This is a genomic window from Tissierella simiarum, assembly GCF_018917865.1.
GTDB classification, from domain to species: domain Bacteria; phylum Bacillota; class Clostridia; order Tissierellales; family Tissierellaceae; genus Tissierella_C; species Tissierella_C simiarum.
Genome location: NZ_JAHLPM010000004.1, coordinates 123,964 through 138,753, shown reverse-complemented (window position 1 = coordinate 138,753; position 14,790 = coordinate 123,964). Strand labels below are relative to the sequence as shown.

15 protein-coding genes and 1 pseudogene are annotated in these 14,790 nt (G+C 29.0%); 14 read left to right on the top strand and 2 right to left on the bottom strand.

Features of this window, described 5'->3' with window-relative positions:
* Positions 1-42: 42 nt before the first annotated feature.
* Positions 43-1,269: an aspartate kinase gene (dapG, locus tag KQI42_RS06525; protein WP_343231664.1), complete on the top strand. Its 1,227-nt coding sequence runs from the start codon at positions 43-45 to the stop codon at positions 1,267-1,269.
* A 432-nt stretch (positions 1,270-1,701) separates the two neighbouring features.
* On the opposite strand, the gene KQI42_RS06520 is transcribed toward dapG, so the two are convergent.
* Entirely contained in the window at positions 1,702-1,857 is a 156-nt protein-coding gene (locus tag KQI42_RS06520) for a hypothetical protein (RefSeq protein ID WP_216517965.1), read from the bottom strand.
* A gap of 277 nt (positions 1,858-2,134) precedes the next feature.
* On the opposite strand from KQI42_RS06520, the gene KQI42_RS06515 reads away from it, so the two are divergent.
* Positions 2,135-2,386, top strand: coding sequence for a GNAT family N-acetyltransferase (locus KQI42_RS06515; RefSeq protein ID WP_216517963.1), 252 nt, complete (start codon positions 2,135-2,137; stop codon positions 2,384-2,386).
* Between the two features lie 38 nt (positions 2,387-2,424).
* Positions 2,425-2,637, top strand: coding sequence for a hypothetical protein (locus KQI42_RS06510; RefSeq protein ID WP_216517961.1), 213 nt, complete (start codon positions 2,425-2,427; stop codon positions 2,635-2,637).
* Positions 2,638-2,665: 28 nt separating this feature from the next.
* Here the strand turns inward: KQI42_RS06510 and KQI42_RS06505 are convergent.
* Positions 2,666-2,899 (bottom strand): annotated as a pseudogene (locus tag KQI42_RS06505) (transposase); the annotation flags it as partial.
* A gap of 246 nt (positions 2,900-3,145) precedes the next feature.
* Between KQI42_RS06505 and KQI42_RS06500 the strand changes: the two are divergent.
* The 11 genes from KQI42_RS06500 to KQI42_RS06450 all read left to right on the top strand — a co-directional run bounded on the left by KQI42_RS06500 (position 3,146) and on the right by KQI42_RS06450 (position 14,621).
* Positions 3,146-3,838, top strand: coding sequence for a ClpP family protease (locus KQI42_RS06500; protein WP_216517959.1), 693 nt, complete (start codon positions 3,146-3,148; stop codon positions 3,836-3,838).
* Between the two features lie 66 nt (positions 3,839-3,904).
* Positions 3,905-4,732, top strand: a complete 828-nt coding sequence (uppP, locus tag KQI42_RS06495; protein WP_216517957.1) for an undecaprenyl-diphosphatase UppP — start codon at positions 3,905-3,907, stop codon at positions 4,730-4,732.
* 48 nt (positions 4,733-4,780) lie between these two features.
* Entirely contained in the window at positions 4,781-6,970 is a 2,190-nt protein-coding gene (locus tag KQI42_RS06490) for an FtsK/SpoIIIE family DNA translocase (RefSeq protein WP_246566188.1), read from the top strand.
* A 3-nt stretch (positions 6,971-6,973) separates the two neighbouring features.
* Positions 6,974-8,308, top strand: coding sequence for a 30S ribosomal protein S12 methylthiotransferase RimO (gene rimO, locus KQI42_RS06485; RefSeq protein ID WP_216517955.1), 1,335 nt, complete (start codon positions 6,974-6,976; stop codon positions 8,306-8,308).
* Positions 8,292-8,837 (top strand): CDP-diacylglycerol--glycerol-3-phosphate 3-phosphatidyltransferase, encoded by a 546-nt coding sequence (gene pgsA, locus KQI42_RS06480; RefSeq protein ID WP_216517953.1) that lies wholly within the window; start codon positions 8,292-8,294, stop codon positions 8,835-8,837. Before rimO ends, pgsA begins: the two co-directional genes overlap by 17 nt.
* 14 nt (positions 8,838-8,851) lie before the next feature.
* Positions 8,852-10,078 carry a competence/damage-inducible protein A gene (locus tag KQI42_RS06475; RefSeq protein ID WP_216517951.1) on the top strand — a complete coding sequence of 409 codons (1,227 nt, stop codon included), beginning with the start codon at positions 8,852-8,854 and terminating at the stop codon, positions 10,076-10,078.
* A 92-nt stretch (positions 10,079-10,170) separates the two neighbouring features.
* Positions 10,171-11,229, top strand: coding sequence for a recombinase RecA (gene recA / locus KQI42_RS06470; protein WP_216517950.1), 1,059 nt, complete (start codon positions 10,171-10,173; stop codon positions 11,227-11,229).
* Positions 11,230-11,263: 34 nt separating this feature from the next.
* Positions 11,264-12,256 carry a metallophosphoesterase family protein gene (locus KQI42_RS06465; RefSeq protein WP_343231654.1) on the top strand — a complete coding sequence of 331 codons (993 nt, stop codon included), beginning with the start codon at positions 11,264-11,266 and terminating at the stop codon, positions 12,254-12,256.
* 3 nt (positions 12,257-12,259) lie between these two features.
* Complete coding sequence (locus KQI42_RS06460; RefSeq protein WP_216517945.1) at positions 12,260-13,702, top strand: AAA family ATPase; 1,443 nt, start codon at positions 12,260-12,262, stop codon at positions 13,700-13,702.
* Between the two features lie 12 nt (positions 13,703-13,714).
* Positions 13,715-13,966: a hypothetical protein gene (locus KQI42_RS06455; RefSeq protein ID WP_216517943.1), complete on the top strand. Its 252-nt coding sequence runs from the start codon at positions 13,715-13,717 to the stop codon at positions 13,964-13,966.
* Position 13,967: 1 nt separating this feature from the next.
* On the top strand, positions 13,968-14,621 hold the full coding sequence (locus KQI42_RS06450; RefSeq protein WP_216517941.1) for an AAA family ATPase: 654 nt from the start codon (positions 13,968-13,970) through the stop codon (positions 14,619-14,621).
* The last annotated feature ends 169 nt before the right edge of the window (positions 14,622-14,790 follow it).

Genomic DNA, 14,790 nt, shown 5'->3' with positions numbered 1-14,790 from the left:
CTCCAAACTCATATTATGGACTAAGATTATTTTTCAGAGGTGATGTACCTAATGAAGATTATAGTTCAAAAGTTTGGAGGTTCTTCTGTGGCAACAAAAGAAAGTAGAAAAATGGCTATTGAAAAAATTATAGAAAAATATAATGAAGGCTATGGGATAGTAGTCGTAGTATCAGCTATTGGAAGAAAAGGAGATCCTTATGCCACCGATACCTTTTTAGATTTAATAAATCAAGAGATATTAGATAAAAGAGACATTGATCTTTTAATTTCATGTGGAGAAATAGTATCATCTGTATTACTGTCAAATGAAATTAAAGAGAGAGGTTATAATACTTGTGTCTTTACTGGAATTCAGGCAGGTATACTAACAGACAATAATTTTGGAGAAGCAAGTATTTTAGAAATAAATCCTACCTCTCTTATAGAGAGCTTAGAGAGAGGAAATATAAATATTGTTGCAGGATTTCAAGGTGGTACTAATGATATGGAAATTACAACTTTAGGTAGAGGCGGAAGTGATATTAGTGCTGTAGCTTTGGGTAGAGCTATTAACTGTGAAAAGGTAGAAATATTTACTGATGTAGATGGAGTTATGACTGGAGATCCAAACATGATTCCTAAGGCTAGGTTATTAAAAACTATGAGTTTTTATGAAGTATATCAGCTTGCAAAAGAAGGAGCTAAAATAATCCATCCTAAAGCTATTGAAATTGCATTAGAAAATAATATACCTATAGTTATTAAAAATACTTTTACCAATAGCGATGGAACTATTTTAAAAGCTTTTAACAGTTCTAGCTGCAAAAAGAAAGAAGAAAGTCTTAGAAAAAGGTTAGTAAGTTCTTTAACTTATCAACAAAATAGAGTTCAAGTAAAAATCCTTAATAATAATATTAATAAAGTAAAAGAAACTTTAGAAGAAATAGTTAAAGAGAAAATCTCATTAGATTTTTTTGATTTATCCAAGAATACTTTTGTTTTTAATGTAAATATTAATAATAGTAAAAGGCTGAAAAAAATCCTAGATAATAATAGTTTAGATTATGAAATCATTCCAGACTGTAGTAAAATAAGTATTGTTGGTAAAAATCTATGTGATAATCCAGAGGCTTTGTTAAGGATATTGGATGTATTTTATCATAACAAAATAGAAATCTTTCAAATATCTGCTTCTCATGATTCGATTTGGTGTCTTATTAATCAAAAAGATTTAGAGTCAAGTTTAAATTTAATTCATGATGAATTTAAGTTATATGAAGAATCTTAGCATAATTGTGATTTGGAATTAGGCTTAATACTTTAAAGTTTATATTTTTTAATGCTGATTTTTAAAACGTTAAAAATTTCTAAAATAATAATTAAAAAATATTTTCGATTGTTATTGATGATTTTTCTAGCATATCATTAGCAACGTGAGAAAAGTATTTATTGTCATTTTTACATCATGTTCTAAGAGCTTAGCAACTGTTTTAAAATCATTTTTGTTTGCTATTAATATTGTTCATAAGTATGCCTAAAATCGTGTACAGAATATCATATCTTAATTTTTTATGGTATTCAGATATTCTAGCACTCATGCTAAAAGAATCCTTGTTAAGTAGAACCCTATTATTTATATCTGTAGGGTTTTCTTTTTTATATTTTTTAAGTTCTAATATCGTATTAGAGGACATCGGTTATTTCTGAAGTCTATATCACCCTAGGTTAGCCTTAATATCTCCTCTAATCTAAAATCCGCCTTCTCTGCTATTAATGTAGCTATATAGTACTTTTTATTAGTTATTTTATTTAATAGATTGTTAAGTTCAGAATTTGTTAAAGTTTTAATTTTATCGTCTTTCTCTATTATTTGCACTTTAATTTTCTTAAATAGAAGCAGAACAAAAAAATAAAGAAATAGATTTGTTGACTATACGAGAAGTATAGTCCTTTTAAAGGAAATTAAAGAAATCCTTCAGGAACATAAAGAAATTCAGAAGATTTATGAAGGTCCTGCATACAGATTGACAAGTGGAATAATATTTTCTACAGATGTTATTAAAATAACGCAGGATAATGTGAATCTTTTAAAAAATAGCTTTGATTATATGTTATCAGAATTACAGCTTTGGGAACCTTGTTTTGCTAAAGTCGTGAATGGAAATGCGGTGTCTATATGTTTCCGTTCACGTATTACTAATGAATGCCATGAGGCAGAGGTAGAAACTTTACCCGATTTTCGTGGAAAAGGATATGCTGCTGAGGTTGTTGCGGCTTGGGCAGCAGCTATTTATGAAATGAATAGAATACCGACCTATAGTACTTCATGGGATAATGCTGCATCACAATCGGTGGTGAGAAAGCTAAAATGCGGCTTATACGGTGTAGACCTTTCTATCTATTAAAATAAATGTTAGTTTGTACTTTGATAATTATTGTAATTATGATAATTAGTTTATTGATTGGACGTGGTAATAATGCTATGAATAAGGTGTATAATGATAATAGTAAAATAGACAATGCATCTAATACTTTTGGATTAGATGAAAATGAGGAAATAATAGAATTAGGAACATATAAAGGAAGATTGAGATTAAGTGGAAGTGGAACTATTAGACATATAAAATTAGTAGGTTATGAAAAGAGACTGTTTTGATCTGACCCCCAAAAGTTGGACGGATAAATTAACTTACTATTAAGGATTGAGTTCTATACTGAATAGGACTTAGTCCTTTTAGTTTGCTTTTAATTCTATATTTATTGTACCATTCAATATAATCTATTAATTCTTTTTTAAAATGCTCTATATCCTCGAATTCTTGTAAATATAGTAATTCTGATTTTAATAAACCAAAAAAGTTCTCCATAACTGCATTATCCAGACAGTTTCCTTTTCTGGACATGCTTTGTTTTATTCCTTATTTGACATAAAAAATTCGTTAAAAATAAATTTATAAATTTGATGCTGTTTAAAGTATTTTGTGTAACTAATCTTAAATGCTGATTTGTACTATTTTTGTACTGCTTTGTTTTTATGTGTTTTTTAAGAAAATAAATGAATATTACAATTTGTAATTATGCTATTTAAATTACTTCCTTAGCATATTATCGATAAAATAGTAAAGACTATAATTGATAAACGCTTATAAATAAGGAGGTAAACGATGAATATTAAAGAAGATATAGAAAATACGAAAAACATAGAAGAAAAAGAGAGCTTAGAGAGTATTAAAGAAATGGGAACGCCTAATACTCCTGAATTTAAAAATGATATTCAGTTTTTAACTATTATAGGTGAAGTGGAAGGACACACTTTATCCCCTTCGGATAAAAAAACTACTAAATATGAACATATTATTCCTATGTTAATAGCTGCTGAGCAGGATCCAAAAATTAAGGGTATATTTATAATATTAAATACAGTTGGTGGTGATGTAGAAGCGGGGTTAGCCCTTTCAGAAATGATTAACAGTGTGACTAAGCCAAAGGTATCTTTAGTTCTAGGAGGAGGTCATAGTATAGGAGTACCTCTGGCTACTTCCACAGATTATTCTTTTATTGTTCCTACGGCTACTATGACTATCCATCCTATAAGAACAACAGGATTAGTTATAGGAGTACCTCAAACCTTTAGATATTTCCAAAAGATGCAGCAAAGAATTATTGATTTTATATTGAGAACTTCGGATATAGATAAAAAATCTTTACTTGAATTAATGTATGCCACAGATGAATTAGCCAATGATGTCGGAACTATATTAATTGGTAAAGAAGCAGTAGAATACGGTCTTATTAATGAAGTAGGAGGTTTTAATAAAGCATTGAAAAAACTTCATGAACTTATACCAGATAAATAGAAATAGTATAAGAATTTAAATTGTGCTATAATAACAGGAGCACATATTTTATAAGGGGGGGTTGTCTTGACTTTAATTCAAGCAATTATTTTAGGAATATTTCAAGGTATAGCTGAATTTTTACCTATCAGTAGTTCAGGACATTTAGTCCTATTACAACATTTTTTTAACATAAAAGAAGGAAATTTATTCTTTACAGAGATGCTTCACTTCGGCACCTTAATATCCATAATAATCGTTTATTTTAATGATGTAGTAAAAATAGTAGTAGAGTTTTTTAAATTAATTGGCAACATTATCAAAAATAAAAAAGTTAAACCTCTTAATACATATCAAAAATTAGGATTGTTGATTATTGTAGGTAGTATACCAACAGCCATTATTGGGTTGCTTTTTGAAGATTTTTTTGAAAAACTTTATTCATCAGTTTTGCCTATAGGAATAGCTTTTCTAATAACAGGTGTATTGTTATGGATCGCTGAAAATAAAGCTGATGAAAATAAAAATATAAAAAATATGACTTTTTTAGACTCAATAGTTATTGGAACCTTTCAAGGTATTGCAATAATCCCAGGAATATCTAGATCAGGTTCTACAATAGTTGCAGCTTTAATGAGAGGATTAAACAGATCCTTAGCTACTGAATATTCTTTTTTACTAGCCTTACCTGCTACTTTTGGAGCTGGATTATTAGGTATAGTTAAAGTGATAAAAAGTGGTAGTGAAGTATCCTTTACCATGCCATTACTTATTGGAATGTTACTTTCAACTATAGTTGGTATTTTTTCAATTAAAATATTGGTAAAAGTTTTGAAGAAGAATAAACTTCACTATTTTTCCTATTACTTATGGATTGTAGGATTGCTTACAATTATAAGTAAAATATTTTTTTAAAAGAGGATTTTATGCTAATTTGTAGAATTTCTTCAAGAGGTGATCTTCTTGAGTAAAAAAAAGAAAAATATTAATAAAAAGAACAGTAAAAGAGAATATAATAAGGATATATTTGGAGTAGCGATAATTGCCATAGGGATACTTTCTATGGTAAGTTTGTTTAGTTCTAAGATGGGGATCGTTGGTTCTGTTTTAAGGGGAACCATCTTTTCCCTTATGGGTTTTGGAGGTTACTTTTTCCCCTTATGTATTATTACTATAGGCATATTGTTTATTGTTAATAGATTCAACGTAGAAGAAGGAGGGAAATCTGGCTTTCTTTTACTAATTTTCTTATGTTTTATAATAATTCTTGATGTAAGGAATCCTAAAGCTACAGGATTTATAAATAAAATCAATGCTTCTATTGAGTTAAGTGAGCTTGGCAAAGGTGGAGGAATTATTGGAAGTTTTTTTGGGTATTTTTTTAATAAATTATTTGGTCCCATAGGAACTTATTTAGTTATCTCTTTTATTACAATTATAAGCATATTAATACTTACAGATATAAAACTTAAAGAAATTTTTAAGAGAATAAATAAGATAAAGTTTAATAAACCTTGTATTGTTGAGAAGAAACCCCGTATTGTTGAGAGAAAACCCGAAAAAAATAAATTAAAGCCTGAAGATCTATTGGAAATCTCTAAAGAGGATATAAAGATCTTAGATTATACTAAAAATGAACCTAAAATTTTAAATAAAGACAATAACACTACCAAAGAAGTACAATCTATTGAGCAAGAAATAAAAATTAAACAAAGTAAAAGCCATACTAATAGCTATAGTATTCCACCTTTGAATTTGCTAAAGTCTCCTGATATTAAGCAAGATGGTAGTGATAAAAAGGAAATATTGCACAATGCTAAAACTATTGAAGAAACTATGAAAAATTTTGGTATTGATGCAACTATAATTCAAATAAACAAAGGTCCAACAATAACTTGTTATGAGTTGCAACCAGCGCCGGGAATAAAGGTAAGCAGAATCGTTTCTCTATCTGATGATATTGCATTAAGCCTTGCTTCTTCTGATATTAGAATTGAGGCTCCTATCCCAGGTAAAGCTGCTGTAGGCATCGAAGTACCAAATAAAATGAAAGATAATGTAGTATTAAAAGAAATCTTACTCTCGGATGAATATGAATCTATTGATTCAAAAATACCATTAGCTTTAGGTAAAGATATATCTGGAAAGCCTATAGTATCTACTATTGATAAAATGCCTCATCTACTTATAGCTGGTGCTACGGGTTCTGGTAAAAGTGTTTGTATAAACACTATTATTATGAGTATTTTGTATAAGTCGTCACCAGACGATGTAAAGTTACTTTTAATAGATCCAAAAGTAGTAGAATTAAGTATTTATAATGGTATTCCTCATTTATTAATACCTGTAGTTACGGATGCTAAAAAAGCTGCATTTGCTTTAAACTGGGCTGTTGAAGAAATGGAGAAAAGATATAAATTATTTGCTCAAAATAACGTAAGAGACATTACTTCCTATAATAATAAAATTAAGGATAGTGATGATGAAAAACTTCCAATGATGGTAATAGTAATTGATGAATTGGCAGATTTAATGATGGTTGCTGCTCAAGAAATAGAAGATTATATCTGTCGATTAGCTCAAATGGCAAGGGCAGCAGGTATGTATTTAATCGTTGCTACCCAAAGACCTTCTGTAGATGTCATAACAGGAACTATAAAAGCTAATATACCTTCTCGAATTTCTTTTGCAGTATCTTCACAAGTTGACTCTAGAACAATACTAGATATGGCTGGAGGAGAAAAACTTTTAGGGAAAGGAGATATGCTTTTTTATCCTTCTTTCTATTCAAAGCCTTCTAGACTTCAAGGAGCTTTTATTAGTGATGAAGAAGTAGAAAGAGTTGTTACTTATTTAAAGGATCAAAATATTACTGAGTATGATGAGGATATAATTGAGGTAATACAAAATCCTAAAGAAATTGCCTTAGATGATAGTGATGAACTTTTGCCAGAAGCCATTAATCTAGTAGTAGAAGAAGGACAGGCTTCCATATCTTTACTTCAAAGAAAATTAAGAATAGGATATGCTAGGGCAGCCAGAATTGTAGATGAAATGGAAGAACGAGGAGTAATTGGAGGATATGAAGGCAGCAAACCACGAAAAGTGTTGGTTTCAAAAGATGAGTTTGATTCAATGTTTAAGGAGAGATAAAGAATGAATTTTAAAAAAGTATCTATAGTAACCTTAGGATGTTCAAAAAATGAAATAGATTCAGAACTGATGACTAGTCTGCTTAAAGGAAGTGATTATGAAATAGTTTCCAATTTAGAAGAGGCAGAGATAATTATAGTTAATACTTGTGGATTTATAGATATGGCAAAAGAAGAATCTATTGAAACTATTTGGGAAATGACTAAATATAAAGAAGAAGGAGATTGTAAGTATCTAATTCTATCAGGTTGCCTTGCAGAGAGATACTCTAAAGAGCTAATGGAAGAAATTGAAGAAGTAGATGGAATTATAGGTACTGGTAATGTTAAAGAGATAGTGAATGTAATTAAGAAATTAGAGAAAGAAAAGATTACTAAAGTGGGTAACGTAGATGTAGATTATTTGGAAGAAGTTAAAAGAATTAATTTCTCAAAAACTGCCTACGTAAAAATATCTGAAGGATGTAATAACTTTTGTACTTATTGTATTATACCGAAATTAAGGGGTAAATATAGAAGTAGAAAAATAGAAGACATCGTAAGAGAAGTTGAATATTTGGTAAGTAATGGGGTAGAAGAGATCATATTAATTGGCCAGAATACTTCCGATTATGGCATAGATTTGTATAATCGTTATAATCTAAATGAATTATTGGATAGATTAAATTTAGTAGAAGATCTTAAATGGATAAGAATATTATACCTATATCCAGATAACTTTAGTAATGAATTAATATCTGCTATTAGAGACAATGATAAAGTATTGAAATATGTAGATATTCCTCTACAACATATAAATAATGAAATATTAAAAAGAATGAATAGAAAAACCTCAAAGGAAGATATTGTTTTATTAATTAAAAGATTGAGGGAAGAAATTCCAGAGATAGTCATTAGAACAACATTTATTGTAGGCTTTCCAGGAGAAACTGAGGAAGAATTTAAAGAATTATATGATTTTGTATCTCAGGTTAAATTTGATAGATTAGGAGTATTTACTTATTCTCAAGAAGAAGATACTCCTGCTTATAAATTACCTAACCAAATAGAAGAATATATTAAAATTCAAAGAAGAGATAAAATTATGGAAATTCAAAAAGATATTTCCGAAGATTTAATGAGTAAAAATGTAGGTGAATTATATGAAGTATTAATTGAAGAAGAAGTTGGGGATAATGTTTATATAGGTAGATCTTATATGGATAGTCCTGAAATTGATGGTGTAGTTTATGTAACTGCTAATAATAAATTAGAACTAGGAAGTTTTGTTAAAGTAAAAATTACGGACTATCTAGAATATGACTTGATTGGAGAGATGGATTATGAATTTGGCCAATAAGATAACATTAATAAGAGTTTTATTGGTTCCAGTTTTTATGGTAGTATTTTATTTGGACTCTGCCTATAGTACTTATATTGCAGCTGCAATATTTATTATTGCATCATTAACAGATACTTTAGATGGCTATATTGCAAGAAGTAGAAATATGGTTACTAATTTTGGAAAATTTGTTGATCCATTGGCAGATAAAGTGCTGGTTTCAGCTGCTCTGATATCCTTAGTTGAGCTAGGAAAAATTCCTGGATGGATTGTAGTAGTTATTATAGCTAGAGAGTTTACTATCACTGGATTTAGAGTTATTGCTGCTTCAGAAGGTATCACTATAGCTGCTAGTCCTTTAGGAAAATTTAAAACCATCACCCAATTAATCGCTATAATTGCTTTACTTATAAATAATTTTCCATTTAGTTATATTAGTTTACCTTTTGATTTAATAATGCTTTATGTGTCTTTGTTCTTTACTATCATATCTGGAATAGATTATATTTATAAAAATAAGCATGTTTTAAGAATAGGAGAAAAATAGTAGGAGATGAAATTATGAAAGCAGAAATAATTTCTATAGGGACTGAAATAACAACAGGTAGCATTTTGAATACCAATACCAAATATTTATCTACCAAACTTTTAGAGAATGGAATAGAAGTTTCTTATCATACATCTGTTGAAGATAATGCTGATATGATAAAAGAAGTATTTAAGATAGCTTTAAAAAGAGTTGATTTAATTATAACTACTGGTGGATTAGGTCCTACAGATGACGATTTAACAAAAGAGATTATCGCTGAAACTTTGGGTTTAAAATTAATTAAAGACAAAGAAATGGAAGATAATATAAAAAATATGTTTAATTCCTTAAACAGACCTATGCCTACAAATAATAAAAAGCAAGCTTTGGTACCAGAAGGCGGGAGATTTATTGCTAATGAAATAGGTACCGCTCCGGGAGTCTATATATCAAAAGATAATAAAAAGATAATCATGCTTCCTGGACCTCCAAAAGAAATGAAGATAATGTTTGAGAAATATGTAAGACCTATAATAATGCAAGACTTTTTTATTATTACTAAATCTATAAATACCATTGGAATTGGAGAATCTGCTTTAGAAATGGAAATAAAAGATATTATTTTAAATGAGAAAGATATAACCATTGCTACTTATGCAAAAGAGGGAGAAGTAGAAGTAAAAATTATAGCTAAAGGTCAAAGTAAAGATTTTATTGAAGAAAGATTAAATAAAGTTATAGAAAAAGTAGAAAATAAAGTTGGAACCTATATTTATGGATTTGACAATACAACAATTGAAGAGACAGTATTTAAGCTATTAAAGGAAAAAGGTTATAAAGTTGGATTTTGTGAATCGTGTACTGGAGGATTAATCAGTAGTCGATTTATTAGAATACCAGGTGCATCTGAAGTCTTGGATAGAACAATAGTTACTTATAGTAATAAATCAAAGATAGAAGAATTAGGAGTCAAGAAAGAAACTTTAGAACAATACGGGGCTGTAAGCAAAGAAACGGCTTTAGAAATGGCAGAGGGTCTCTTAAAGAAAGGTGATTTAGATCTAGTGTTATCTACTACTGGTATAGCAGGACCAGCGGGTGGCAGTGAAGAAAAGCCTGTAGGATTAGTTTATATAGGCATAGCAACTAAAACTAAAAATAAAGTTTTGAAATGTAATTTTAATGGAGATAGGGAATCTATACAGAATAGAACTACGACTAGATCTTTTGCTGAAATTAGGAATCTTTTATTAAATTAATTATTTGACTTAATAAGAAATATATTATAAAATGTATCTAGAACTTACGTTCGAATAAGTGAAAGGGGTGAATCCAGTTTAACTGGAATATTATGGTTGATATAAATGAAAAGAAGAAAGCCTTAGAAGTAGCTTTAAGTAAAATTGAAAAAGATTTTGGAAAAGGTTCCATAATGCGTCTAGGTGAAAATACTAAAATGAATATAGAGGTTATTCCCACTGGAGCTTTAGATTTAGATATAGCGTTAGGAATAGGCGGATTACCTAGAGGTAGAATTATTGAAATTTATGGACCTGAATCTTCTGGTAAAACCACAGTAGCTCTTCATGTAGTTGCTGAAGCTCAAAAAACTGGAGGTATAGCTGCTTTTATTGATGCTGAACATGCCCTTGATCCTGGATATGCTAAAAAGCTAGGAGTGGATGTAGAGAATTTAATAGTTTCTCAACCAGATACAGGAGAACAAGCTTTAGAAATAGCAGAAGCTTTAGTTAGAAGTGGTGCTGTAGATGTAATAGTTATAGATTCTGTCGCTGCTCTTGTTCCAAAAGCAGAAATTGAGGGAGAAATGGGAGATAGTCATGTAGGTCTCCAAGCTAGACTTATGTCCCAAGCATTAAGAAAGTTAGCTGGAGCTATAAACAAATCCAATACTACTACTATTTTTATAAACCAACTTAGAGAAAAAGTAGGAGTTATGTTTGGAAATCCTGAAACAACTACTGGTGGTAGAGCTCTTAAGTTCTATTCGAGTATAAGGTTAGATGTTAGAAGAATAGAAACTCTTAAACAAGGAGATGAAATGATAGGCAATAGGACTAGAGTTAAAGTTGTTAAGAATAAGGTTGCTCCTCCCTTTAAACAAGCTGAGTTTGATATAATGTATGGTGAGGGAATTTCTAAAGAGGGGAATATTTTAGATACTGGCGTAGTTGCGGAAATTATTAATAAATCTGGATCCTGGTATAGTTATAATGAGCATAAACTAGGTCAAGGAAGGGAAAATGCAAAAGACTTTTTAAAAGAAAATGCTGAAGTTGCTTTGGAAATTGAATTGAAGATTCGCCAGAAGTTTGGATTAATTGAAAACAATACTAACTCCAATGAAGCTAATGATGATTCTAAGGAGAAAGATAAAAAAACCAAGTAACCTCCTTATTCTATAAGGAGGTTTAACGTTAGGAGTGTTTATTTTGAAACTATTGTTCTTCACAGATACCCATATTAGAGGAACTACCCCTAAAAATCGGAAAGATGTATTAGTTGACACTTTGGAAGAAAAGTTTAGAGAGATATGTGATATAATAAATCTTTATCAAGTGGATTATGTACTCCATGGGGGAGATTTATTTGATAGACCTGATATTTCTATTTCTATAGTAAGTAGATTTGCTAAAATTTTAAATCATATTAAAGTTCCTATATACATAGTTAGTGGAAATCATGATATTTATGGTCATAATCCTGAGACTATAAATAGAACGATGCTAGGTTTACTTAATGCTTTAGGAGTAGTGAAAATTATTGGAACTAAAGAAAAAGTATTTCTGGAAAAAGATAATATTAAAGTTCAATTAACTGGTCAACCGTATGTATATGATGTTGATGACGTTTCTAATAGAAGTTATTATTTATTAGATGAAGTAGATCAAAATATTGATTATTCAATTCATATGGTTCATGGGATGCTATTGAATAAACCTTTTGTTAAAGGTATTCCTTATACTTTAATAGAAGACATAAAGGATACAAAAGCAGATATTACTTTATCAGGTCATTATCATTCAGGATTTGGTGTTGTTAAAATAGATGAAAAATATTTTATAAATCCTGGCAGCATAGTTAGGATAACCAATAGTCTAAGAGAAATAGAAAGAATACCTCAAGTAGTATTAATTGATTTAACGGATAAAATAAAAATAGAGTTAATACCTTTAAAAACTGCTGCTCCAGGAGGAGAAGTCTTAGATAGAGAAGAGATAGAAAGACATATTTATAAAAATGAAAGAATGTATGAATTTAAACAGACGATAGATGCAGCTCTCAACTTTGAAAAAATGGATATTAATGATGTATTAATAGAAGTATCAAATGCCCAAGGAGTTTCTGAAGATGTAAAAAGGGAAGCTTTAAGAAGAATTGCCTTATCTCAAATGAAAGGCTTAGGAGATGAGTAATAAATGGTATATATTAAAAAAGTAATCTTAGAAAATTTCCAGTCTCATAAAAATACAACTTTAGATCTGGATAAGCATTTAAATGTTATTGTTGGCCCTTCAGATAATGGTAAAAGTGCAATTATTCGTGGAATTAAATGGGCTCTTTATAATGAGCCTTCTGGAGATTATTTTATTAGAGAAGGTGAAAAGGATTGTAGTGTTACTTTGATATTTAATGATGGTACTAAAATTAAAAGATATAGGAGTAAAAGTAAAAATTCTTATTATCTTTACGACAGAGAAGGTAAAGAAACCATTTTTGAAGGTTTTGGGACTACTGTTCCACAAGAAATTATTGACAAAACAGGGATTAAGAAAATTTTATTAGATAGTGATCAGTCTAATTCTATAAATATTGGAGAACAATTAGAAGGTCCTTTTTTATTATCTGAAAAAACTTCAACTAGAGCTAGTGCTATAGGTAGACTGGTTGGAGTTAATATTATTGATGTTGCTTTAAGAGATACGTTAAGGGATAATAGAAACTTATCTATTAATAAGAAAAACATTGATGAACATATAAATAATCTAGAAGAAGATCTAAAACAATATGAATATCTAGATGATTTAATTAAGAAAGCTAAAGAAATAGAATTGTTGCGAAATAAAGTTGTAGAAAAAAACAATAAGTTAGATAAGTTAAAATCTATATTAAACGACTTAAATGATACAAAGAAGGAAATAGATTTAATTAAAGAATATCTTAACAAGCTAATTGGAATTAGAGAAGTAGAAATTTTAGTTAAGCAATTATCTACTGTTATTAAAAAGTATATTTATATTGATAGTCAACATAATAGATTGAATAAGATTATTAAACAAAAAGATGAAAGTTTTGAAATTATTAAGGCTTTAAAAAATATAGATAAAGCAAATGTAAATATTGAAAAACTTCCTTTATTTAACAATAAAAGAGAAAAAATGATAGAGCTACAGATTAAGTTTAGTAAAGGAAATGGAGAAATATCTAAATATAAAAATATATCAAATCAATTATCCCAAATAGAAAATGTAGAACTCAAAGTAAAAGATTTTCAGAACAAGTTAAATAAACTAGAAAAATTAAATGTAATACAAGAAAAATTAGAAAAGTCAAAGAAAAGTATATCAATTGGCAAGGTATACATAGATAGACTCCAGAATGTTGATGATATAGGCCTTATATATACTAATCTAAAGAATAAAATAGATCAATATAAGAAGTTAGATGTCATAGTTAACAGTTATCAATCTATTGGTCTGGAAAAATCTAAGGAGAATATAAATATAGGCAAATTAAATAAAACAATAAAAAAGTCTTTAGAAGAATATAGAGAAATATTGATAAAATTGGAGATATGTCCTTTATGTTTTAGTAATATTGATAACGATACGATTAATCATATAATAAGTCATTATGACTAGGAGGGTGCTGTTATGGATTATGAAAAAGAATTAAATATTTTAAAAGATAACTTAGAAAAAGCTAAATCTTTAAAATATAGAGCTGAAGCTAGATTGGATCAATTAAATCAGCAGCAAGAAGAAATTATAAAGGAACTAAACAGTTTAGGGGTAAATCCTGAGGATTTAGAAAAAGAAATAGAAAATTTAACAAAGGAAATAGACGATCTTTTCAAAGAAGCTAATGCCTTGCTTCCTAAAGATCTAATAGAAAAGAAGGGATAAAATGATAAAAGATATACAGGAGTTAGATAGCTGTTTAGAACAGTTAAAAGAATTTATATCTAGAGAAGAAGGTAAAAGAGATAAAATACTAGAACAGATAAAAGAAAATAAAAAAATTGTTGAAAAAATAAATGTGGATATAGAACTTCTTGAAAAAGTTAGTATGTTATTTCAGAAAACTTCTGAATTTGCTAGGGAGCAAGCTAAAAAACAAATTGAAACATTGGTTACTAAGTGTTTACAGTATGTTTTCGAATCTGACATAGAATTCATTATAGAACTTGATGAGCTAAGGGGTAAAGCTAATGCGGAATTTTATGTTATAAATGAAGTTCAAGATACTATTATAAAAACTAAACCAGAGTTATCTCGAGGTGGAGGCGTTGTAGATATAATTTCTCTGGCTTTGAGGATAGCTTTTCTTCAAATTCACAAGCCTAGAATAGAAGGTCCTGTTATTTTAGATGAGCCTGCAAAGCATGTGAGCGAAGACTTTATTTTTAATGTAGCGGATTTTTTAAAACAAACCTCAGAAATGTTTGATAGACAGATTATAATGGTAACTCATAATCAACATCTTTCTTCTATTGGTACTAATGCTTATAGAGTTGAACTAAAAGGGTCTGAAACTAGTGTTCATAAGGTGACCACCTAATTACATCTTGACATTATTATGTAAAAGTAATAAAATTAAAGCGTATGTAGCCATACAAACGTATAGTGTAGACTCCATAAATCCGAAAATATTCGGTTTATATTTTTATTGAGAAAATGCGAATGTAGTATGGAACTTGATAATTAAATAGAATAGGAGGTGCGTCGTT

Excerpts from the sequence above, each read along its gene's own strand:
- recA (WP_216517950.1), top strand. The coding sequence starts at position 10,171 with ATGGTTGATATAAATGAAAAGAAGAAAGCCTTAGAAGTAGCTTTAAGT.
- KQI42_RS06510 (WP_216517961.1), top strand. The coding sequence starts at position 2,425 with ATGATAATTAGTTTATTGATTGGACGTGGTAATAATGCTATGAATAAG.
- KQI42_RS06500 (WP_216517959.1), top strand. The coding sequence starts at position 3,146 with ATGAATATTAAAGAAGATATAGAAAATACGAAAAACATAGAAGAAAAA.
- KQI42_RS06450 (WP_216517941.1), top strand. The coding sequence starts at position 13,968 with ATGATAAAAGATATACAGGAGTTAGATAGCTGTTTAGAACAGTTAAAA.
- KQI42_RS06475 (WP_216517951.1), top strand. The coding sequence starts at position 8,852 with ATGAAAGCAGAAATAATTTCTATAGGGACTGAAATAACAACAGGTAGC.
- pgsA (WP_216517953.1), top strand. The coding sequence starts at position 8,292 with ATGAATTTGGCCAATAAGATAACATTAATAAGAGTTTTATTGGTTCCA.
- rimO (WP_216517955.1), top strand. The coding sequence starts at position 6,974 with ATGAATTTTAAAAAAGTATCTATAGTAACCTTAGGATGTTCAAAAAAT.
- KQI42_RS06455 (WP_216517943.1), top strand. The coding sequence starts at position 13,715 with ATGGATTATGAAAAAGAATTAAATATTTTAAAAGATAACTTAGAAAAA.
- dapG (WP_343231664.1), top strand. The coding sequence starts at position 43 with ATGTACCTAATGAAGATTATAGTTCAAAAGTTTGGAGGTTCTTCTGTG.
- KQI42_RS06460 (WP_216517945.1), top strand. The coding sequence starts at position 12,260 with ATGGTATATATTAAAAAAGTAATCTTAGAAAATTTCCAGTCTCATAAA.